At 75.8% G+C, this 20493-nt stretch carries 20 protein-coding genes; 6 read left to right on the top strand and 14 right to left on the bottom strand.

What is annotated here, in order from left to right:
- Nucleotides 1-2 precede the first annotated feature (2 nt).
- The 6 genes from QOZ88_RS17715 to QOZ88_RS17690 all read right to left on the bottom strand — a co-directional run bounded on the left by QOZ88_RS17715 (nt 3) and on the right by QOZ88_RS17690 (nt 6096).
- Nucleotides 3-674: a glycosyltransferase gene (locus tag QOZ88_RS17715; protein WP_306001037.1), complete on the bottom strand. Its 672-nt coding sequence runs from the start codon at nt 672-674 to the stop codon at nt 3-5.
- A 26-nt stretch (nt 675-700) separates the two neighbouring features.
- Nucleotides 701-1552: an NAD-dependent epimerase/dehydratase family protein gene (locus QOZ88_RS17710; RefSeq protein ID WP_306001036.1), complete on the bottom strand. Its 852-nt coding sequence runs from the start codon at nt 1550-1552 to the stop codon at nt 701-703.
- Nucleotides 1549-2352 carry an aldolase gene (locus tag QOZ88_RS17705; protein ID WP_306001035.1) on the bottom strand — a complete coding sequence of 268 codons (804 nt, stop codon included), beginning with the start codon at nt 2350-2352 and terminating at the stop codon, nt 1549-1551. The genes QOZ88_RS17710 and QOZ88_RS17705 overlap by 4 nt, the downstream gene beginning before the upstream one ends.
- A gap of 56 nt (nt 2353-2408) precedes the next feature.
- Complete coding sequence (locus tag QOZ88_RS17700; RefSeq protein ID WP_306001034.1) at nt 2409-3482, bottom strand: ABC transporter ATP-binding protein; 1074 nt, start codon at nt 3480-3482, stop codon at nt 2409-2411.
- A complete protein-coding gene (locus QOZ88_RS17695; RefSeq protein WP_306001033.1) occupies nt 3479-4909 on the bottom strand; it encodes an ABC transporter permease in 1431 nt (476 codons plus the stop codon). The genes QOZ88_RS17700 and QOZ88_RS17695 overlap by 4 nt, the downstream gene beginning before the upstream one ends.
- A 179-nt stretch (nt 4910-5088) precedes the next feature.
- Complete coding sequence (locus QOZ88_RS17690; protein ID WP_306001032.1) at nt 5089-6096, bottom strand: iron ABC transporter substrate-binding protein; 1008 nt, start codon at nt 6094-6096, stop codon at nt 5089-5091.
- Nucleotides 6097-6195: 99 nt separating this feature from the next.
- On the opposite strand from QOZ88_RS17690, the gene QOZ88_RS17685 reads away from it, so the two are divergent.
- Nucleotides 6196-6525 carry a hypothetical protein gene (locus QOZ88_RS17685; protein WP_306001031.1) on the top strand — a complete coding sequence of 110 codons (330 nt, stop codon included), beginning with the start codon at nt 6196-6198 and terminating at the stop codon, nt 6523-6525.
- A gap of 41 nt (nt 6526-6566) precedes the next feature.
- A complete protein-coding gene (locus QOZ88_RS17680) occupies nt 6567-7271 on the top strand; it encodes a hypothetical protein (RefSeq protein WP_306001030.1) in 705 nt (234 codons plus the stop codon).
- Between the two features lie 67 nt (nt 7272-7338).
- Here the strand turns inward: QOZ88_RS17680 and QOZ88_RS17675 are convergent, their stop codons facing one another.
- Nucleotides 7339-7932, bottom strand: a complete 594-nt coding sequence (locus QOZ88_RS17675; RefSeq protein ID WP_306001029.1) for a hypothetical protein — start codon at nt 7930-7932, stop codon at nt 7339-7341.
- Nucleotides 7933-8040: 108 nt separating this feature from the next.
- On the opposite strand from QOZ88_RS17675, the gene QOZ88_RS17670 reads away from it, so the two are divergent.
- Entirely contained in the window at nt 8041-8193 is a 153-nt protein-coding gene (locus QOZ88_RS17670; protein WP_306001028.1) for a hypothetical protein, read from the top strand.
- Between the two features lie 12 nt (nt 8194-8205).
- On the opposite strand, the gene QOZ88_RS17665 is transcribed toward QOZ88_RS17670, so the two are convergent.
- Nucleotides 8206-8442, bottom strand: a complete 237-nt coding sequence (locus QOZ88_RS17665) for a hypothetical protein (protein WP_306001027.1) — start codon at nt 8440-8442, stop codon at nt 8206-8208.
- 132 nt (nt 8443-8574) lie between these two features.
- Between QOZ88_RS17665 and QOZ88_RS17660 the strand changes: the two genes are divergently transcribed.
- A complete protein-coding gene (locus tag QOZ88_RS17660; RefSeq protein ID WP_306001026.1) occupies nt 8575-8856 on the top strand; it encodes a DUF427 domain-containing protein in 282 nt (93 codons plus the stop codon).
- A gap of 27 nt (nt 8857-8883) precedes the next feature.
- Here QOZ88_RS17660 and QOZ88_RS17655 read toward each other — a convergent pair whose 3' ends face one another.
- From QOZ88_RS17655 to QOZ88_RS17635, 5 genes are all read right to left on the bottom strand, one after another.
- Nucleotides 8884-9348 carry a hypothetical protein gene (locus tag QOZ88_RS17655; RefSeq protein WP_306001025.1) on the bottom strand — a complete coding sequence of 155 codons (465 nt, stop codon included), beginning with the start codon at nt 9346-9348 and terminating at the stop codon, nt 8884-8886.
- Nucleotides 9349-9439: 91 nt separating this feature from the next.
- Complete coding sequence (locus QOZ88_RS17650) at nt 9440-10414, bottom strand: ferritin-like domain-containing protein (protein ID WP_306001024.1); 975 nt, start codon at nt 10412-10414, stop codon at nt 9440-9442.
- Between the two features lie 187 nt (nt 10415-10601).
- On the bottom strand, nt 10602-10820 hold the full coding sequence (locus QOZ88_RS17645; RefSeq protein WP_091931910.1) for a hypothetical protein: 219 nt from the start codon (nt 10818-10820) through the stop codon (nt 10602-10604).
- Nucleotides 10821-10925: 105 nt separating this feature from the next.
- On the bottom strand, nt 10926-11189 hold the full coding sequence (locus tag QOZ88_RS17640; RefSeq protein WP_306001058.1) for an isochorismatase family protein: 264 nt from the start codon (nt 11187-11189) through the stop codon (nt 10926-10928).
- Nucleotides 11186-11977, bottom strand: a complete 792-nt coding sequence (locus tag QOZ88_RS17635) for an enoyl-CoA hydratase/isomerase family protein (RefSeq protein WP_306001023.1) — start codon at nt 11975-11977, stop codon at nt 11186-11188. The genes QOZ88_RS17640 and QOZ88_RS17635 overlap by 4 nt, the downstream gene beginning before the upstream one ends.
- Before the next feature lie 870 nt (nt 11978-12847).
- Between QOZ88_RS17635 and QOZ88_RS17630 the strand changes: the two genes are divergently transcribed.
- On the top strand, nt 12848-18766 hold the full coding sequence (locus QOZ88_RS17630; protein WP_306001022.1) for a DUF4011 domain-containing protein: 5919 nt from the start codon (nt 12848-12850) through the stop codon (nt 18764-18766).
- A gap of 142 nt (nt 18767-18908) precedes the next feature.
- A complete protein-coding gene (locus tag QOZ88_RS17625) occupies nt 18909-19145 on the top strand; it encodes a hypothetical protein (protein ID WP_306001021.1) in 237 nt (78 codons plus the stop codon).
- Between the two features lie 243 nt (nt 19146-19388).
- Here the strand turns inward: QOZ88_RS17625 and QOZ88_RS17620 are convergent, their stop codons facing one another.
- Nucleotides 19389-20462, bottom strand: coding sequence for a DUF3048 domain-containing protein (locus QOZ88_RS17620; protein ID WP_306001020.1), 1074 nt, complete (start codon nt 20460-20462; stop codon nt 19389-19391).
- Nucleotides 20463-20493: the final 31 nt, after the last annotated feature.

Genomic DNA, 20493 nt, shown 5'->3' with positions numbered 1-20493 from the left:
GGTCAGCGGTGGCCGCGCGCCGCCCAGGACAGCGATCGCAGCGACTGCCGCACCCGGGCCCGGGCCGTCCAGGCCGACCGGCCCACCGGGCGCCGGTCCCGGACGACCGGCACGCTCGCCACCGGCCGGCCGGAGCGGCCGACGGCGAGGACCACGCTCGGCGCTCCCTGGTCCTGCACGGCGGGGACGACGGCGGCCCGCACGGCCGGGCTCATGGCGAGGAAGGCCCCGGCGTCCGGCGGCAGACCGGTCAGCCTCCCCGCCACGCGCCGGTGCAGCGTGCCGGTGAGCCGCCGCAGCGGTGACTCGTAGCGGCCGCGCCGCCCGGCGAACACCGCCGCCACGTCCCCGGTGGCCAGCCGGTCCAGCAGCAGCGGCACCGCCTCCGGCGGGTCCTGCAGGTCGGCGTCCAGGCAGACCCAGACGTCGGCGGCCGTCTCCTCGGCGAGCCCGCGCGCCAGCGCCGCGTGCTGCCCGACGTTCACCGCCAGCTCGGTGACCGCGATCCGGGCGTCCCGGGCGGCGAGGGCGCGCGCCACGGCGGCGCTGTCGTCCGGTGACGCGTCGACGACCAACCGCAGCCGCCACGGCCGGCCGGCCAGCGCCGCACCCAGCCGGTCCGCGAGCCCCCCGAGCGTCGCCTCGTTGCCGTACACGGGGACGACGACCGCCACCCGGGGACCGGCTCCCCCGCCGGCGGTCACCCGGCCGCCCAGGTCCGGGCCAGGCCCTCCGCGAGGTCGACGGCGGGGGTCCAGCCCAGCAGCCGCCGGGCCAGCGCCGGGTCGCAGACCCAGTCGGCGGTGTCCCAGCCGCGCCCCGGGTGGGCGCCCGGTGCGGTCGCGATCGGGCGGCCGGTCACCCGCTCGGCGAGGGCCACGAGCTCCTCGGTGCCGGTCTGCACACCGGTGCCGATGTTCAGCACGGCGCCGGGGGGCAGCCCGTCGTCGACCGCCGCACGGATGCAGGCGTCGACGACGTCGCCCACCCACACCCAGTCCCGCCGGCTGACGTGGGCGGGCAGCGCCACGGTGCCGCCGCTGCGGGCGGCGGCCATGACGACGGGGACCAGGCGGGTGGGGTGGTCCCCCGGTCCGTAGACCTGGAAGGCGCGGAGGACCGCCGCCCGGATCCCGCGCTCGGCGGCCGCCGCCTGCAGGAGCAGCGAGCCCGCGGCCTTGGTGGCGCCGAAGAAGCCGCGCGGCTCCAGGGCGGCGTCCTCGGCCAGCGGGTGCGGTGCGGCGGCGTACTCGGTCGAGGAGCCCAGCCGCACCACGGCCCGGCAGCGGTCGGGCAGGGCGTCGACCAGCCACGGGCTGGTGTTGACCGCCGTCGTGGCGGCGCGCTCCTCCGGCGTGGCCTTCGCCCGGCCGGCGGCGAGCGCGAAGACGACGTCGGGGTCCGCGGCCCGGACCGCGGCCGCACCGGCGACCGGATCGGCCAGGTCGACGTCCCGGCGGGCCAGCCCGGTGACGTGCCAGCCGTCCCGCTCGAGACGCGCCACCAGGTGCCGGCCGACGAACCCGCCGGCCCCGGTCACGAGCGCCCTCACGCCGGCTGCGCCACCCGCGCCGCGGCCTCCCGGCCCATGGCCGTGACGGCGGAGACGAACGCCCGGCGGCGCTCGGTGGCGCGCTCGGCACCGGCCCGGCGCAGCTCGTCGAGGCCGGCGAGCAGTCTCGGCACCTCCACGAACGGGTCGCGGCCGGCCATGTCGGCGGTGAACGAGCGGCGCAGGAACGTGAACTGGGTGCCGATGCGGACCAGCTCCGCGGCCAGCAGGTCACCGGGCACGGGGAACCCGCCGCCGGGGAGCGTGAGGCCGCCGACCCCGAACGGCACGGTCACCTGCGCCCGCACCGCCTCCACGGTGCCGTCCACGAGGGGTGCGAACAGCGCGGTGGAGCGGCGGTCGATGCGCAGGTCGTTGAGGCCGACGTAGATCCGCGAGAGCGGCCGCCGCGCGAGCTCCGCCGCCCGGTCCACCGCGTCCTGGGTCTCCACGAGGATGCCCAGGCCGCACCGCCCCGCGACGAGGTCGAGGGCCCGGTCGACCTCCTCGGTGGAGCGGACCATCGGCAGCAGCAGCTCGTCGGCCCCGCGGGCGACCGCGTCGGTCACCTCGCCGGCCGTCCACGGGCCGAAGCCGTTGATCCGGCAGAGCACGCGCCCGGAGGTCGCCGAGCGCACGCGCGTGAGGTCCTCGGGGGTGTCCCCGTTGACCTGGGTGCCCTCCCCCGCCTGGCGCCGCAGCTTGCCGCGCCGTTCCCAGTCGACGACGATGCCGGCCGCGCCGGCGGCCACGACGTCGTGCCCCCACTGCGGGTCGACGGTGAAGAGGAACAGGTCCATGCGCGGCAGCTTAGGCTTTCCTAACCTACGCGCGCGGCCGGGTCACGGCGCGCCGCTCACAAAGCCGGATCGGCCAGGACTGCGCGCCCGACACGCCCGGCGGCGGGGAAGGTCAGGGCCGTGCCGGCCACCTCGATCGTGACCTCCTGCCCGACCGCCGGCAGCTCCGCCCCCTCCAGCCGGGCGGTCACCGTCCCGCCGTCGGACAGGGTCAGCCACACGCGGGAGTCGTGGCCGTAGAAGTCGACCTCCCGCACCCGCGCCCGGGCGCCCGTGCCGAGCGGCGGCCCCAGCCGCAGCTGCTCCGGCCGCAGCAGGACCCGGGCCGGCCCGTCGGCCACCGCCCCGGCGACCGGCAGCGCACCCAGGACGCAGAGCGCGCTGCCGTCCCGGATCTCCGCGTCGAGGACCACCGACTCCCCGACGAACGCGGCCACGTCGAGGTCGGCCGGGCGCCGGTAGAGGGTGCGCGGATCGGTGAGCTGCACCAGCCGGCCGTCGCGCAGGACGGCGACCTGGTCGGCCATCGACAGCGCCTCGGCCTGGTCGTGGGTGACCAGCACGGCGGTCGCCCCGGCGGCGGTGAGCGCGGCCAGGACGGCTCGCCGGGTCTCCTCCCGCAGCGCGGCGTCAAGGGAGGAGAACGGCTCGTCGAGCAGCACGAGCGCCGGCTCGGGGGCCAGCGCCCGGGCGAGGGCGACCCGCTGCTGCTGGCCGCCGGAGAGCTGGTGCGGCGCCCGGTCGGCCAGGTCGGCGTCCAGCCCGACCAGGGCCAGCAGCTCGGCCACCCGTCCCCGATCGCCGCGCCGGCGGCGCGGCAGGCCGAAGGTGACGTTGCCGGCGACGCTGAGGTGCGGGAACAACCCGCCCTCCTGCGGCACGAACCCGATCCCCCGCTGCCGGGCGGGCACGCCCCGCCCGGCACCGGCCACGACGCGGTCACCGAGGCCGACGGTGCCGCGGTCGGGGTCGTCGAAGCCGGCGACGAGCCGCAGCAGCGTCGTCTTGCCGCAACCCGAGGGGCCGAGCAGGGCGGTGAACCCGCCGGCCGGCACGTGGAGGTCCACGCCGGTGAGCACCGGTGTGGCGCCGAAGGCCTTGGTCAGCCCGGTCACGGTGAGAGAGCTCATGGGGTCGGACCTCGTCGGGTGTGGCGGGACAGCAGCACGGTGGCGGGCGCGGAGAGCAGCACCATGACGGCCGCGTACGGCGCGGCCGCACCGTAGGAGAGCGCGCTGCTCGCCGACCAGAACGCGGTGGCGAGGGTGGCCGTCCCGGTGGGGGCGAGCAGCAGGGTGGCGGTGAGCTCGGTGACCACCGCGAGGAAGACCAGGGCCGCGCCGGCGCCCAGGCCGGGCGCGAGCAGCGGCAGGGTGATGCGGCGCAACCGGTCGGCGCCGGAGGACCCGAGGGAGGCGGCGACGTCGTCGTAGAGGGGTGGGGACTGCTCGACCGCGGCACGGACGGGGACGATCGCCCGGGGCAGGAACAGGATCGCGTAGGCAGCCAGCAGCACCGGCACGGTCTGGTAGAGCCACGGCGTCGCCCGGATGCTCAGCGTGACCAGGGCCAGCGCGACGACGATGCCGGGCAGCGAGCTGCCCACGTACGTCGCCCGTTCCAGGAGCGTCGCCGTGCGCCCCCGGGCGCGGACGGCCAGCCACCCGGTGGGCAGGGCCATGGCCGTGGTGACCGCGGCCGCGGCGGCGGCCAGGGCCAGCGTCGTCCCGGTCGTCGCCGCGAGGTCGCCCCAGGAGAGGCCGGCCGAGGCGCCGCCGGCCAGCCAGTAGGCCAGCGCACCCAGCGGGACCAGCAGCGCCAGGCCGACCAGCCCGGCCAGCGCCAGCAGCGCGGGCCCGGTCAGCGCGCCCAACTCCACCGGCCGGACCGGACGGGCCGCGCCGCGGCCGCTGCCGGCGTATCCGCGGTGCCCCCGCAACCGGACCTCGGCCAGCAGCAGGACCAGGCACAGCAGGATCAGGACCCCGGCCAGCGCGGTGGCGGCCGGGCCGTTGAAGGTGGCCCGGTACTGGTCGTAGATGGCGGTGGTGAAGGTCGGGTAGCGCAGCATCTGCAGCGCCCCGAACTCGGCCAGCACGTGGAGCGCCACGAGCAGGGCGCCGCCCAGCAGCGCCACGCGGAGCTGCGGCAGCTGCACCCGCCGGAAGACCGCCCAGCCGGAGAGCCCCAGCCCGCGGGCCGTCTCCTCCAGCGCCGGGTCCAGGCCGCGGAACGCGGCCACCACCGGCAGGTAGACGAACGGGAAGTACGACAGCGAGACGACCAGCAGCGCCCCCGCATAGGTGTCCAGCCCGGGCAGGAGGGAGATCCAGGCGAAGCTGTTCACGAACGCCGGCACGGCCAGCGGCGCGACCAGCAGCACGTGCCACAGGCGCCGTCCGGGCACCGACGAGCGCGCCACCAGCCACGCCGCGCCGACGCCCAGGACCGCGCAGACCGCGACCGTGCCCAGGGCCAGGCGGGTGGTGTTCCAGAGCAGTTCGGCGACCCGCGGCCGGAACACCAGCTCGCGGACCCCCGCCCAGCCGACGTCCACGGTGTACGCGGCGATGTGGAGCAGCGGCAGCAGGGCCAGGGCGGCGACGCAGGCGGCCAGCGCGAGGGTGACCGGTGACCGCCGCAGCGGTCGCCGTCCCCTGCTCGCGGACGCGCCGGAGCCCCGGACCGCCGGCGGGGCCGGCGCTCCGGGGCCCGGGGTGCGGAGCGCGGGAGGGGTCAGAGCAGGCCCACTTCCTGCATCAGCTCGGTGACCTTCGGCGCGTCCAGCGACCCCGGGTCGACCGGGGGCGCCTGCAGCTCCGCCAGCGGCGGCAGCGCGTCGGCGGAGGCGACGCCGGTGCCGACGGCGTACTCGAGGGCGCTGCTGTCGGCCAGCCGCTCCTGGGCGGCGCGGCTGGTGAGGTACGCGACCAGCTGCTGGGCCTGCTCGGGCTGGTCCGAGGAGGCGAGCACCCCGGCGCCCGAGACGCTGAGGAAGGCGCCCGGGTCCTGGTTGCGGAAGTAGTGCAGCGCGGCGTCGTCGCCGATGAGACCGTTCTGGGCCTGGTCGCGGAACCAGTAGTAGTGGTACGTGATGCCGACCGGGACCTCGCCCTCGTCGACGGCCTTCATGATCGCGGTGTTGCTCGCGTAGATCTCGGCGTTGCGCTCCAGCCCGGCGAGCCACTCCCGGGTGGCCTCCTCGCCCTCCAGCGCCAGGACGGCGCTGACGATCGCCTGGAAGTCCGCCCCGCCGGCGGCGATGCCGACCCGGCCCTGCCACGCGGGGTCGGCGAGGTCGAGCATCGAGGCGGGGAGCTCCTCCTCGGAGATCTCCGACGGGTTGTGGATCAGCGCGGTCGAGCGGGCGGCGAAACCGACCCAGTTGCCCGAGGACGGCCGGTACTGCTCACCGACCTGGGACAGCGTCTCCTCCTCCAGCGGCGCGAGCAGCCCCGCCCGGTCGACGACGTCGATCGCCGGGCTGTTCTCGGTGAGGAAGACGTCGGCCGGCGAGGCGTCCCCCTCCTCGATGATCTGGTTGGCCAGCTCGGAGTCGTTGGCGTCGCGGAACTCGAGCTCGATGCCCGTCTCCTCGGTGAAGTCCTCGAGCATCGTGCGGACCAGGCTCTCGTGCTGGGCGCTGTAGACGGTGAGCGTGTCCGCGTCGGAACTGCAGGCGGCCAACGAGGCCGCGAGGGTGAGGGTGGAGATGACGGCGGTCGTGCGCCCGAGCCTGGTCACGTGGATCCTCCTGGAGATAGGCGAGGCACACCTAAGCATGCCCGCACCCACGTCGACGAGCCCCCCACCTCCGCCGCGCCGTGCGGTGCAATGGACGGCGTGACGGCCCAGAGCACCCGGGACCCGGCGGACGACGCCGCGCTGCTGCACGAGGCCGCGGACCGGCTGGAGGCGCTCGCCACCGCCACGACGCCCGGCGAGTGGCGCCTCGGTGGGCTGCTGGCCAGCCGTCCCGAGGTGGTCGCCCACGGCCCCGGCGGCCGCACCGAGCACGTCGCCGAGGCGCGCGCCCGGAGCGCGGCCTGGATCGGTGCGCTCTCCCCCGCGCTCGCCGGCCCCCTCGCCGCCTGGCTGCGCGCGGCGGCCGCCGGGGTCCCGTCGCCGGAGGCGGCCGCGGTCGCCCGCGTGCTGCTGCGGCGGCTGCCGTGATCCGGGGACGCACCGCCGCCCGCGCGGGGTAGGGGACGTCGATGCAGCGCCCGCACCCCGATCGCCCGGACAGCTCCACCGGGCAGCACGTCCCCGAGCTCGACGACACCCCGGAGCAGACGGGGCTGGCCCGGCGGCTGGACAAGCCGATGGGCGCGCTCGGGCTGGTGTTCGTGCTCGTCGTCCTCGGCCAGTCGCTGGCCCGGCAACCCTGGCTGACCACCACGCTGGGCGTCGTCGGCTGGGTGCTGTGGGCGGTGTTCGTGGCGGAGTTCGTGCACCGGGCGGTCACCGCCCGCGATCAGCGCCGGTTCTGGGTGCGCAACTGGTGGCAGGTCGTCTTCCTGGCGGTGCCGTTCCTGCGGTTCGCCCGCGCCCTGACCCTGCTGCGCGCGGCGCGCGTCGGGGGCGTCGTGTCGGCGGCGGTCCGCGGTTCGCGGTCGGCCGGGCGCCTGCTCGGCGGCCGCATCGGCTGGCTCGGCGCGGTGACGGTCGTGGTGGTGCTGGCGACCAGCCAGCTGCTGTACGTGCTCGGCGCCTACGACTCCTACGGCACCGCGCTCTACGACGCCGCCCTGGCCACGATCGTCGGGCAGCCGCTCACGGCCGACGGCGGGCTGGCCCGCGTGCTCGACATCGCCCTGGCCACCTACTCGGTGGCGGTGTTCGCCACGCTCGCCGGTGCGCTCGGCGCCTTCTTCCTGGAGCGGCGCACGGACGAGGACCCCGCCGCGCAGGAGGCCTGACCTCCGGGCTCGGGAACGGCGAGTGCCCCGCCGGCGGACCGGCGGGGCACTCGGCGCAGCGGAGGGATCAGACCGGCTCGGCGCAGTAGACCGTGCCGGGCTCGGTCTCGTCGGCACCCACCCAGATGGCGCCGACGGCGGACGCGAAGTCCAGACAGACTTCCTGCTCCAGGAAGTCCGCGTAGTTCAGCTCCTGCTCGTCGATCCCGACGATGCGGGCCTCCGCCTCGGCGGCCTCGCACTCGACGGTCTCGACCTCCTCGCCGTCGAGGTTCGCCACGCAGTCGCCGACCTCGGGCTCGCCGCCGCCGAGCATGCTGAACAGCAGGCCGACGGCGACGAGGGCGACCAGGACGCCGCCCACGGCGAGCAGGACCTTCTTGGCCGGGCTGCCCTTCTGCTCCGGCTGGCCCCATGGCGTCGCGCCGCCCTGCGGCGGCACCCAACCGCCGGCGGGCTGACCCGGCTGGCCCGGCTGACCGGGCTGACCGGCCTGGTCGAAGGGCTGGTACGGCTGACCCGGCTGCGCGGGCTGGCCGTACGGACCCGGCTGACCGTACTGACCCGGCTGGCCCGGCTCACCCGGCTGGCCGAACGGGCCGGGCTGGCCCGGCTGCCGGCCGGACGGGTTCTGGTCCGGGCCGTTCCCGGGGTGGCTCATGGGTGCTCCTGAGATCACTGGACGTGGTGCGTACCCGGGGATCCTTGCTCATGGCGCGGCACCGGTGGTCACGTGGGACGACCCCATGCCTCGGAGGGGTCACGAGGCGTGCCGCGCACCCCACCCGCCCCAGCCGTCCCGGGCTCCGGGGCGTGCGCCCGCACCCGCGGGGAGCACCTCACGGCGTGCGAGGCCGAGGTGGAGCAGGAGGGGAAGGCCCTGGTGCACGCCGTGGCGACGTTCGCCCTGCTCGAGCGCTGAGCCGGCGGGGTTTCAGCGGAGGGCGGGGACCGGCACCTCGAGGACGACGGCGGTCGCCGCGCCCTCGTTGTCGAGGACATCTTCGTCGTCGCCGGTGGCGCCCAAGGTGACGACCAGGATGTAGGTGAAGATCCCCAGGATCACCAGCAGGATGCCCAGCGGGATCAGCACGCGACCGAGCCGCCTGCCCTTCGGGGTGCCCTCCCCCTCGCTCCGGTCGCGGTCACCGTGCTGGTGGGGCTGCGCCATCGGGTTCCTCCTGCGGTCCGGGAATCGGCGGGGTGACCGGACGGCCACGCCCTCCTCCATGCCCACGCCGCCGCGCGTCACGCCCCTCGAGCGCGACCGGCCCCGCGGTCGCGGGCGGAGGACCATCGGGGCATGACCACCGCTACCTGGAACGGCGTCGTCATCGCCGAGTCCGACGACATCGTCACCGTCGAGGGCAACGCCTACTTCCCCCGCGACTCGGTCCGGGACGACGTGCTGCGCCCCTCGGAGAAGCACACCGTCTGCTCCTGGAAGGGCACCGCCTCCTACTTCACCCTGGAGGTCGACGGGCAGCAGAACCCGGACGCCGCCTGGTACTACCCGGAGCCCGAGGACGCCGCGCGGGAGATCACCGACCGGGTGGCCTTCTGGCGGGGCGTCGAGGTGCGCTGACCCCGGTGCGCCGGCAGCCGCTCCGGCTCAGCGGCCCGGGCGGGTGCCGGCGAGCTCGCGGGCGCGCTCGGCGGCCTCGGACTCGAGCTGTCGCTCGATCGACTCGGTGAAGGAGTCCCACGCCTGCTGCGGGGAGACGCCGAGCGCGGCGGCGATCTGCGCCCACTCCGCCCCGCCGCGCAGCGCGGCACGGATCCCGACCAGCTGGCTGTCGTGAGCGCGGCGCGAGACGACCTCGCCCAGGGCGAGGAGCTCCAGCGCCTCGTCGACGTCCAGCTGGGTCCCGGTGTCGCGCATGGACGCCGACCAGTCGTCGGCGTCGGCGTCGTCGCGGACGATGTTCAGCGCGGTGTCGCCGTTGTCGCGGCGGCTGAGGAAGTCCAGCCGCGTCGCGGCCGTCGTCAGCGAGAACTCCGCCTCGAGGGCCTCGGGTGTGATGCACAGGGTTGCAGGCTGCCCCTTCCTCGCTGGCGTGCCAAACTCCGGCGGCACGCGATCTGGCGCACGCGGAGGGCCCGCACCCCCCGTGGGGATGCGGGCCCTCCGCGTACCCGGCCCCGTCCGAGGCGGACGGGGCCGTGCCTCACTTGGTGACGCCCACGGCCTCCTTGGCCAGGGCGGCCAGCTGGGTCTGCGCGGCGCTGGCCACGTTGGACCGGTTCTTGTGGGTCTCCTCGTAGCGGATGATCACGTTGATGTCGTGCGGCGTCTTCAGCTGCTTGATCGCCTTCACGGCGTCCTGCACCGACATCGAGTCGTAGCCCTTGATCGGCAGCTCGTCGGAGGTGACGTCGCCCAGCTCCTCGCGGGCCGCGCGGGCCGCCTCGGCGGCGTCGTCGTTGCCCTCGTGCTCGGCGATCCGCTCCGCGCGGCGCAGCGAGGCGGCGCGGCCGGCGGTGAGGGTCTCGCGCACCGCGCCGGAGAGCGCGGAGGCGCGGTCGCCCACGGCGGAGAACCGGTCGGAGGTCTCCTCGCCGGCGTGGCGGACCGTGTCGACGGCGTTGTTCACCGTGTTCGCCCAGAAGCGCACCGGGGCGTTGACCGCGCGGGCGACGCCGCCGGCCACCTTCTGCACCGGGGTGGGCACCAGCGCGGCCGGGCCGCCCAGGGCCTCCTCGGCGAGGACGACGGTCAGCCACTCGACGGTCGCGGCGTGGGCCTCGACCAGCTTCTCGGCGAGGCGCTGGGTCTTCGTCTCACCGGCGGTCTCGGCGAGCACCTTGAGGTAGGTGGCGCGGTCGAGCAGCTGGTGCTCCAGCTGGAGGTCCTGCAGCAGGGCCTCCTCGACCGAGGTGGTCTGCTCGAACGTGGCCTTGAGGACGGCGGAGAGGCGGCCGACGACCGGCGTCACGACGTCGGGGACGCCACCGAGGGCGCGCAGCTGCTCGGTGATCTCCAGCGAGCGGGCCGCGGCGTTGTCGGCGTTCTGGGTGAGCTCGCGGCGCACGGCGTCGGTGCGGGCCTGGCCGATGCGGGTGCGTGCGATCTGCTCCTCGGTCTGCGTGAGCAGGACGAGGGCGCGCAGCTGGTTGATCATCTTGGCGTTGTTGTCGGTCATGGCGGGACACAGCTCCAGGGTTCGGGGATGACCTGACGGTTCTGTGTGTGCCCCGGATCCCCGGCGTGCTAACAACTGCAAGCGGATTGCTAGCAGTGAGCCTCGTCACCCGGACGGGTGAACGGCGCCCGGGAATGCGCGCGGGCGCCGCCCCCCGGGAGGAGCGGCGCCCGCGCGGACGGACCGGTCAGCCGACGCGGGCCTGCAGCCGCTCCCCGGCCGGCGCGCGCCGCTGCTGGACGTCGAAGCGCAGCACCGGCTGGGTCATGTCGTCGGTGACCTCGTAGGGCGGACGCGGAGCGAGGCGGACCGGGCGGGGCGGCAGGGACGACGGCGGCATCGTCCTGCCGCAGCCGACGCAGAAGCGGCCTCGCTGGTGCACGGCTCCGCAGTGCGCGCAGTTCATGACGTCTCCTCGGGGTCGGTACCGGCACGGACGGGCGGACCCTCGCAGCCGGCACCCCCCGGCGTCAGCCCGATCTGACGGGTGGGACGAGCCGTTACCCGAAAGTCATGAACGGCCCGGTACCGCATCCCGGTCGTCCAGCCGCGCCAGAACCAGAGCCAGCTCGATCACGTCGGCGTACTTCGCGTCGAGGTCGGCCAGGTTCGCTTCGTGCAGCCCGGCGGTCCGGTCGGCGCACGCCTGCCGGACCACCTGGGGGCGGAACCCGCTGTTCAGCGCATCCATCGCCGTGGAGCTCGAGCAGCGGTTCCGCTGACCGGCCGCGCCGGGCGGGGGCTGACCACCCGCATCCGCCCGGCGCCCGGTCAGCGGCCCGTCCAGCGCGGGGCCCGCTTCTCCAGCCGGGCGGCGATGCCCTCCCTGCGGTCGTCGCTGAGGTAGGGGTTGGGCCCGACGTCGAGGCGCAACCCCTGCCAGAGCGGCAGCTCCAGGGCCTTGACCGCGGTCTCCTTCATCCGGCGGACCGAGATCGGGGCGTTGGCGGCGATCCGGTCGGCGAGCTCCAGCGCGGTGGGCAGCACCCGGTCGGGCTCGACCAGCCGGTTCACCAGACCCCAGCGCTGCGCCTCGGTAGCGTCGATCGGGTCGCCGGTGAAGAGCATCTCCAGCGCGATCCCGACCGGGATCCGCTTGGGCAGCACCACCGAGCCGAAGTTGGCCCCCATGCCGATCACGGCCTCCGGCAGGGCGAAGCGCACCGCCGGCGAGGCGATCCGCAGGTCGCAGGCGAGCGCCAGCTCGAAGCCGCCCGCCACTGCCGGGCCGTTGAGGGCGGCGAGCACCGGCACCGGCGTCTCGGTGACGACCTCGAACAGCGACCGCACGGGCCGGCTCATCGGCGGCCGGAACCGCTCGCCCCGCTCGTCGGCGGCGCGGATCTCCTTGAGGTCGAGACCGGCGCAGAAGGCCGGCCCCGTGCCGGTGAGGACGACCGCGCGCACGCCGTCCTCGACCACCCGGAGGAGCTCCTCCACGAGGTCGGCCTGCACCTCGGTGGAGAGGGCGTTGCGCCGCTCGGGCCGGTCGAGGGTGAGCACGCGGACGTGCCCGCGCTCCTCGACCAGCAGCCCGGAGTCGTGCCGTCGCATGGCGTCCATGACGGGCAACCTCTCCCGCCGGACCGTCCCACGGCAAGCCGGGGTTCCCGGCGTCCCGGTCACACCTCCCGGACGCTTGCGCCTTGCCCACGTGGGTGGGCAGGGCACAAGGCTCCGGGCAGGCGGGACAGGAACAGGAACAGGCAAGACCGGGCCGGGCAGGGCAGGGCGCGGTGTCCGGGCAGGGTCCCTGGGGCACGTCGTGCTCTGCCCGCCCGGGTGGGCAGAGCGCGAACTCGCTGCATGGGGAAGTCCGGCGGCGCTCTGCCGCTGGTTCCCCTGCGGACCAGAGGCAGAGCGTCCCCGACCCCACCCGGGAGGCTGCGCCACCAGGTCCGGGGACAGTCACTCTCTGCCCCGCCGGGGTGGGCAGAGCGCGAGCGTCCCGGGGAGCCCCCCCGGCCGGCCCTGTGCGGCAACACGTGGGCATTGATGGGGGACTTCCGCACCGGGTCGACGCTCGAACCAGCCCTCTGACCTGTGCGCCCCCTCGTGAGACGGGTGAGACGGGCTGCCCGGCACGATCGAGCATCCGATGATGTGCGATGACGCCCACTTCCCGAGGGGCCAGAAGCGGGCGTGAGCGCACGTCGTCGGCCGGTGACGGGCTCGCGCGACCCACCACACCCACGTCGTGAGGGAGACCCGTGCGTCAGGGCCTCGACCCGAGTGGTGATGTCCCACAGGACCGCCCACGTGTTGCCGTACCGGCGGCCGGCCGCGCGTCATCGGCAGGACCGGCGAGGACCGGAACGGTCGGCCGAGTCCGGATCTGTGATCCCCGGCAACGTTCGGCCTCTCCCGTCACATCCACCCCTCCCGTCGGGGACCATGGGCGGACCAGTCCGTCCGACCCGGTAGACAGGTGACATGGAGAGCCCCGCCGACATCCAGCTCGGTGATGTCGTCGCGCCGCCGACGGTGGTCTCCATCGAGCTGACCTCCACCCCGGTGCTCAGCTACGCGCTGGCCCACAACCGCATCCCGGTCGTGTCGCGCCTGGCGCTCACCTCCGGGCACACGCTGCGCGGGGCCACCGTGCGGTTGACGGTGCGCGACGCCGAGGGCCCCATCGCGCAGGCGGTGGAGCTGCTCGCCGACGTCGACGGCGGCCGCACCACCGTGCTCACCGGCATCGGGCTGGTCATGGACCCGGCGGCGATGCTGCACGTCGAGGAGCAGCGCCCCGGCGTGGTCGACGTCGAGGTGTGGCACGACGACGTGCTGGTCGGCGAGGCGACCGCGCCGGTGCAGGTGCTCGCCGCCAACCAGTGGCTGGCCAGCCCGCTCCCCCTGGCGCTCGAGATGCTCGCCGCCCACGTCATGCCCAACCACCCGGCGGTCACCGGGCTGGTCGCCGAGGCCGCCGGGCTGCTCGAGGAGCGGACCGGCAGCGGCGCCCTGGCCGGCTACGCGGCCACCGCCGAGCGGGTCGACGAGGTCGTCGCGGCGCTGGCCGAGGTCCTGCGCCGTCGCGGGGTGCGCCACTCCGAGCCGCCGCTGAGCTGGGCCGATCTCGGTCAGCAGGTGCGCTCCCCCGGCGACGTCCTCACCTGGCGCGTCGCCACGCCCTTGGACGCCGTCGTCCTCCTCGCCGCCGCGCTGGAGCAGGCCGGCATCCGGCCGCTGCTGTGGTTGGCCGAGGGTGCCGGCGGCAGCCGTGCCGGCGGGGCGCACGCCTTCCTCGGCTACTGGCGGGAGGAGCGCAGCTCCGAGTCTGCCGCCACGACCGACGCCGCACCGCTGGCCAACCTGGTCGACCTCGGCCTGATCGGCCTGGTCGAGACCACGCTCCTCACCGGCGGGGGCGAGCCCGTCGCCGACCTGCACGCCCCGGCCCACGAGCGCTGGCTGGCCGGCGAGCTCGACCGCGTCCTCGGCGTGACCGACGTCCACCGCGCCCGGCGCGACGGCATCCTGCCGCTGCCGGCGCGCGCCCGGACGCCGGAGGGCCTGCTGCAGGTCGTCGAGTACCGCCCGGCCGAGCACGGAGCCCCCGCGCTCCCCGCCCCGATCGCGAGCGCGACGCCGCAGCGCCCCGAGGCCCCGCCCCGGGTGCAGCAGTGGAAGAACGCGCTGCTCGACCTGAGCCTGCGCAACCGGCTGATCAACTACACCGAGCGCGCCGGGCTGCCGCTGACGCTGCCCGCGACCGCGCTGCCGATCCTGGACAACTTCCTCCACGACGGCACCCCGATCACCCTCCTCCCCGGCGACCGGCTGGCCGCCGTCCAGAACGAGCGCGGGCTCACCGGTGCCGGGGAGCTGCCCGCCGAGCAGCTGACCGAACTGCTCGTCGAGCGCCGCGAGGTGCACGCCGACGTCACCGAGGGCGGGTACCTGCCGCGGCTGCGCAACCTCGCCTACCGCGCGAAGACGGTGCAGGAGGAGACCGGCGCCAACAACCTGTACCTGGCGCTGGGCTCGCTGGTGTGGGAGCTGGACGGCCGGCCGCTGCGCTCGCCGCTGCTGCTGGTGCCCGTCGTGCTGGCCCCGGTGGGGCGCACCGGCTCCTACCGGTTGTCGCTCGACGAGTCCGGCGCGAGCACGCCGAACTACTGCCTGCTGGAGAAGCTGCGCCAGGTGCACGGCCTCGTGGTGCCCGCCCTCAGCGACACCGCCGAGAGCACCCCCGACCTGGAGCGCGCGCTGGAGGCGGTCCGGGTGGGGCTGGTCGGCCACGGCCTGCCCTACCGGGTGGAGGCGACCGCGGACCTCGCGATCCTGCAGTTCGCCAAGTACCGGCTGTGGAAGGACCTGGACGAGCACTGGGGCGACTTCGCCGGCAACCCGCTGGTGCACCACCTCGTGCACGAGCCGACCGAGCCCTTCCTCGACCCGGCCCGCGACTCCGGCGCCCACGTCGACCTCGACGACCTGGCCGCCCGGCTGCCCGTGCCCGCCGACGCCTCCCAGCTGCGCGCCGTCGCCGAGGCCTCCGCCGGCCGGACGTTCGTGCTGGAGGGCCCGCCCGGCACAGGCAAGTCGCAGACGATCACCAACCTGCTGACCCGCGCGGTCGCCGACGGCAAGCGGGTCCTCTTCGTCGCCGAGAAGCGCGCCGCGCTCGACGTCGTGGCCCGCCGGCTGGACGCCGTGGGCATGGGCATGTTCGCCCTCGACCTGCACGACAAGGGGTCCCGCGCCTCGATGGTGCGGGCGCAGATCCGGCTGGCGTTGGAGCACGCCGTCGCCGTCGACGAGCAGGGGCTGGCCGCCGACGGCGAGCGGCTGCGCTCGGCCCGCCGCCAGCTGGCCCGCTACGCCGACCGGCTGCACGCCGAGAACGCCGCCGGTCTCTCGCTGTACACGGCGCGCACCGCTGAGCTGACCGCCGGCACCGACGTCCCGGCCCTCCCGGTGCCCGAGCCGTTCGTCGCGAACGCACCGGCCGAGGTGCTCACCGCGGTCCGCCGGGCGCTGGCGCTGCTGCCCGACATCGCCGACCTCACCCGGCCCTCGCCGCGGCACCCGTGGGCGTTCGTCGACTCCCCGGAGATCGACCTGCCGGCGGCCCGCGAGGCGGCGGCGGAGGTGGACGCGGCCGTCCGGGAGGCCGCGGGCTTCCCCGAGCTCGGCGGCGTGCTGCGCCACGCCCGCACGCCCGAGGACCTCGACGCGCTGGTCCACCTGCTCTCGGGCCCCCCGGTGGGCCTCGACGTGCTCGACGAGACCTTCAGCGGCCGCTGGACGACCGCGACCGGCGCGGTGCTCGGCGAGGTGGCCGCGTTCACGGCCTTCCGGCACCCCGGTCTCGACGTCGCCGAACCGGAGGTGCTCGGGCTGCCGCTGGCCGAGGTCTACGTGCGCGCGCAGACGGCGGCGGCGTCGGGCTGGTGGGGGCGGCGCAAGCGGCTGATCGCCGTCCGCGAGGAGATCGCCGGCTGCCTGCGTCCCGGGGCGAAGGTGCGCCCCAAGGACGTCCCGCTGCTGGTGGAGAACCTGTGGCGGGTGCAGACGGCGGTCCAGGCGATCGCCGGCCGGGTCGACTCGGTCCCCGGGCTGTCCGTCCCCGGGGCGTGGAATCCGTTCACCGACCCGGGGCTGCTGGAGCGCGAGGTGGAGTGGCTGCGCCGGGCCGGCGCCGCCGTCGACGGCTCCTCGGCCTTCCACGTGGCGCTGCGCAAGGTCATCGTCGCCGGCACGCCCGCCGCGCCGGCACCCGCCGCCGCCGTCGCCCGGCTGCGCGACGCCGTCGTCTCGCTGCTGGCCGTCTGCCGCAGCTCCTCGGACCAGCTCGCCGCCTGGGCCGGTGACGACGGCCTGGTGCTCCGCTGGTCGATGACCCGCCCCGAGCGCGGCGTCGAGAACTCGGTGCTGATGTCGCTGCGCCGCTGGGTCTCCTTCCTCGACACCCTGGAGCCGCTGCGCTACGCCGGGCTCTTCGACGCCCGCACCATGCTGATCACCGGCGCGGTCGCCGCCGACGACGCGGTGCGCGCGCTGGACCGCGGCCTGGCGGCGGCGTCGGTCGCCGAGCGGCTGGACGCCAGCGGCCTGGACCTCTTCGACGTCGACGCCCACGAGGCGGCGATCGTCCGCTTCACCGAGGCCTCGCGGGCGGTGCGCGCGCACCTGACCGAGGCGCTGCCGGCGTCGGTGCTCGCCGCCCGGCCCTTCGACGCCGCGATGGGCACCGGCCAGGTCGGCGCGCTGCAGCGGGAGCTGGCCAAGCAGCGCCGCGGGCTGGGCGTGCGCCAGCTGCTCGCGCAGTACGGCGAGTTGGTCACCGCCGCCATGCCGTGCGTGCTGGTGTCGCCGGACTCGGTGGCCCGCTTCTTCCCCGCGAAGGCCGGCCTGTTCGACCTGGTGGTCTTCGACGAGGCCTCGCAGATCCGGGTAGCCGACGCCATCGGCGCGCTGGGCCGGGCGAAGGCCGCCGTCGTCGTCGGCGACTCCAAGCAGATGCCGCCGACGTCGTTCCTCGAGCCGACGACCACCGCGAGCGACGACCCGGTGGAGGTCGTGGAGACCGCGGTCGAGGACGAGGAGTCGATCCTCGGCGAGTGCGTGCAGGCGCGGGTGCCGCGGCACTGGCTCTCCTGGCACTACCGGAGCCAGGACGAGTCGCTCATCGCCTTCTCCAACACCCAGTACTACGACAGCCGGCTCTCCTCCTTCCCGGCGCCCACGCACGGGCGGGCCTCGGCCGAGGCCGACGGGCGCGGCGTCTCGCTGGTGCGCGTTCCCGGCACGTTCCACCGCTCCGGGGCGGGCCGGTTGCTGCGCACCAACCCGGTCGAGGCGAAGGCGATCGTCGCCGAGATCCGCCGCCGGTTCGACGCGGTGCCGCAGTGGGACGGCATCGACGCCGTCCCCTCGATCGGCGTGGTCACCTTCAACGCCCAGCAGCGGTCCTACATCGAGGCGCTGCTGCGCGACGCCGACGACGACCGGCTGGCCGCCGCGCTGGACCGCACCGACGGCGAGGGACTGTTCGTCAAGAACCTGGAGAACGTGCAGGGAGACGAGCGCGACGTCATCTTCTTCTCCACCGGCTTCTCCCCCACGGCCGACGGCACGCTGCCGCTCAACTTCGGCCCGCTGAACCGGCAGGGCGGCGAGCGGCGGTTGAACGTCGCGATCACCCGGGCCCGGCGCCAGGTCGTCGTCTTCTCCTCCTTCGACCCCGCGCAGCTGCGGGCCGAGGAGACCTCCTCGGTGGGCATCAAGCACCTGCGGGCCTACCTCGACATGGCCGAGCAGGGCACCGACGTGCTGCCGCGCTCGCCGCGGTCGGCCGCCGTCGTCGACCGGCACCGGGAGCAGATCGCGGCCGCGCTGCGCGAGCGCGGGCTGGTGGTGCGCACCGACGTCGGGCTCTCGGAGTTCCGCGTCGACCTCTCGGTGAGCCGGCCCGCCGACCCCGCGACGCCGGTCATGGCCGTGCTGCTGGACGGGCCGGCCTGGGCGCGCCGCGGCACGGTCGGTGACCGGGACGGCCTGCCGCCGGAGGTGCTCGGCGACATGCTGCGCTGGCCGGTCGTGCAGCGGGTGTGGCTGCCCGCGTGGCTGGCCGACCCGGCGTCCGTCGTCGACCGGCTGGTGGCCGCGCTCGATGCGGCCCCGGTGCCGAGCCGCCCGGCCGTGGCGCCGGTGCCGCTGCCCACGGCCGCCGTCGAGTCGTTCAAGGGCGTGGCGGCGCTGCGCTCCTCGGTGACCTCGATGGCGGTGCCCGCAGTGACCGCCCGGCCGGCGCCGAAGCCGGCCGCGGCCGCGAAGCCCGCGGCCGCCCCCGCCCTGGAGGGCGAGACGCCGTTCGTGCCGTGGATCCCGAAGACCGCCGGTGAGAAGTCGGTGCTCGACGAGCTGCCGGTGTCCAAGGCCGCGCGGGCGGTGCGGCGGGTGCTGGTCGCCGGCATCAAGGCCGAGGGACCGATCCACGTCGACCGGCTGGCCAAGCTCACCGTGGGCGCGTTCGGCCTCAACCGGGCCACCGAGGCACGCAAGCAGGTGCTGCTCTCGCTGCTGCCGCCCTCGGCCGTCGACGGCGACCACCTGTGGCCCGAGGGGGTGGACCGGGCCACCTGGACCGGGTTCCGCCGGCAGGTGTCGAGCACCGACCGGCCGATCGAGCACGTGGCGCCGGAGGAGGTCGCCAACGCGATGGCGGCGCTCTGCCGGGCCGCGGCCGGGATGCGCCGCGAGGAGCTGCTGACCGCGACCGCCACGGTGTTCGGCTACAAGCGGCGGGCCGCGTCGGTGACCCCGGTGCTGGAGAAGGCGCTGGCCGCCGCGCTGGACGCCGGCCGGCTCACCTCGTCCTCCGACGGCCTGCTCACGGGCTGACCGGCTCGCAGGGTCGGGGCGCCGGAGCCGGTTCACAGCCGGGTCCGCGGCGAGGCCCCGGAGGGTGCGTGCACCCGTGTCACCTGGACCCGCGGCGACCCAGCGGACACCGACCGCTCGGTCGATGCGGTGCGGACGGGGGGTGCTGCCGCGCCTGGACGAGCTGCCGGGCTTCTGCAGCGTGAGCCTCCTGGTCGACCGGCGGACCGAGCTCGGCGCGCTCGCCGCCACCTACGCCGGCCGGCACGACATGGAGGCCTCGGCCGAGACGGTGCGCGGCATGCGCGAGCAGATCACCCGGGAGCTCGGCACGGAGATCACCGGCATGGCCGAGTTCGACCTGGTCCTGGCCCGCCTGCGGGTATCCGAGACGGTGTGACCCCGGCGTCCGCCAGGTCCCGACCCGGCGGTGGGCAGCGCACCACCCCGGCATGGTCTGCCTCTGAGTGCACCGTGCACTCAGAGGCAGAGCTTCCGCGGGAGACCCCGATCGGGGTGGGGACCTCGCCGGGCAGCAGCCCCCTGCCCCGACCCCAGCAGCCCTCTGCCCCGCCCGGGTGGGCAGGGCGCTACTACCCGCAGGCGGTCACCATCCCCGGCGCCGCCGCCGGCGGACACGGGCTCAGCGCAGGGTGACCGCGCCGGTCCGCACCGGGACCAGCTCCACCCACGTCGTCCCGGGGGCGAGGAGCACCGGGTTGCCGTCGGGGCCGGTCAGGGCCACCGGGTCCGCCGGTGAGCCCTTGGCCCAGGTGGCGGCGAGCGTCTTCCCACCGGTCGCCACCAGCGCCTCTCCCCCGCCGACCATCACCGTCTCCGGCACCGGGTTGCCCGCCGGGTCGGTGGCGGAGGTGTTCACCACCTCGACCCGCAGCACCACGACGTTGGTGGCGCGCAGCGGCGTGCCGTCGGCCTCGACCGCGGGGGTCCCGGCCTCGGTTCGCACCCAGCGGCCGTCGGGCGGGCTCCAGGTCCAGCTCGGCCGGCTGATGCCCGAGAGCTTCAGGTCCACCACGCCGGTGGGCGCCCCGGCGAGGACGGCGCCGGCCTGCGCACCGTCGGCCGCCAGCAGGAACTGGCCGGGCGGCGCGGCGAGGTGGGCGGGATCGGCCTGCGCCAGCAGCGCGTGCGGATCGGCGTAGACGTCGTGCGGCGCCGACCGGCCGGCCAGCCGGTGGAATCCCCCGGCACCGCTGTCCCGGCTGACCACCTGCAGGCCCGCGGCGGCGATGGCGTCGACGTAGGGACGCTGCCCTCCGGAGAACGCGAACACCCCGCGCAGCGGCGCGGCGATCGCCGGGTCCATCGGCCGCACCGAGCGCACCGGCCCGATCTCCGCCGGCACCGTGGAGTGGTAGACGGCGACGTAGCGGGGGATGCCGCCCTCGACGACCTGCTCCCACACCATGTCGGCCGCGTTCAGGCCGGTCTGCGGGCGGGCGTCGACCGAGTTCTCGATCTTCACCGCGAGGGCGGGCCGCTCCGCGTAGGCGCCTGCGCTGTCCACACCGGTCAGCGGCCACAGCACCGGCGGGGGCGGAGGAGGCGGTGGAGGCGGCGGGGCCGGCGTCGTCGTCGTCGGTGCGGCGGCCGGGGCCGCGGGGCCGGCGCACGCGGTGAGCGCGACCGAGGCGAGCAGCACGGCCGCCAGCCGGCGGCCCCGGCGGCGGGGAGCTCGGAAGGCGGTCGGCGGCACTGGCGGCTCCCCGGTCGACGGTCCGACCGCC

Origin of the sequence: Blastococcus carthaginiensis (assembly GCF_030731085.1) — a bacterium.
Lineage (GTDB): Bacteria > Actinomycetota > Actinomycetes > Mycobacteriales > Geodermatophilaceae > Blastococcus > Blastococcus carthaginiensis.
The sequence above is the reverse complement of the archived record's forward strand: the minus strand, read 5'-3'. Positions and strand labels throughout refer to the sequence as shown.

Bases quoted from the DNA above. Each gene is read 5' to 3' on its own strand.
- QOZ88_RS17705 (WP_306001035.1), bottom strand. From the start codon at position 2,352: ATGGACCTGTTCCTCTTCACCGTCGACCCGCAGTGGGGGCACGACGTC.
- QOZ88_RS17700 (WP_306001034.1), bottom strand. From the start codon at position 3,482: ATGAGCTCTCTCACCGTGACCGGGCTGACCAAGGCCTTCGGCGCCACA.
- QOZ88_RS17680 (WP_306001030.1), top strand. From the start codon at position 6,567: ATGCAGCGCCCGCACCCCGATCGCCCGGACAGCTCCACCGGGCAGCAC.
- QOZ88_RS17675 (WP_306001029.1), bottom strand. From the start codon at position 7,932: ATGAGCCACCCCGGGAACGGCCCGGACCAGAACCCGTCCGGCCGGCAG.
- QOZ88_RS17665 (WP_306001027.1), bottom strand. From the start codon at position 8,442: ATGGCGCAGCCCCACCAGCACGGTGACCGCGACCGGAGCGAGGGGGAG.
- QOZ88_RS17660 (WP_306001026.1), top strand. From the start codon at position 8,575: ATGACCACCGCTACCTGGAACGGCGTCGTCATCGCCGAGTCCGACGAC.
- QOZ88_RS17650 (WP_306001024.1), bottom strand. From the start codon at position 10,414: ATGACCGACAACAACGCCAAGATGATCAACCAGCTGCGCGCCCTCGTC.
- QOZ88_RS17645 (WP_091931910.1), bottom strand. From the start codon at position 10,820: ATGAACTGCGCGCACTGCGGAGCCGTGCACCAGCGAGGCCGCTTCTGC.
- QOZ88_RS17635 (WP_306001023.1), bottom strand. From the start codon at position 11,977: ATGGACGCCATGCGACGGCACGACTCCGGGCTGCTGGTCGAGGAGCGC.
- QOZ88_RS17630 (WP_306001022.1), top strand. From the start codon at position 12,848: ATGGAGAGCCCCGCCGACATCCAGCTCGGTGATGTCGTCGCGCCGCCG.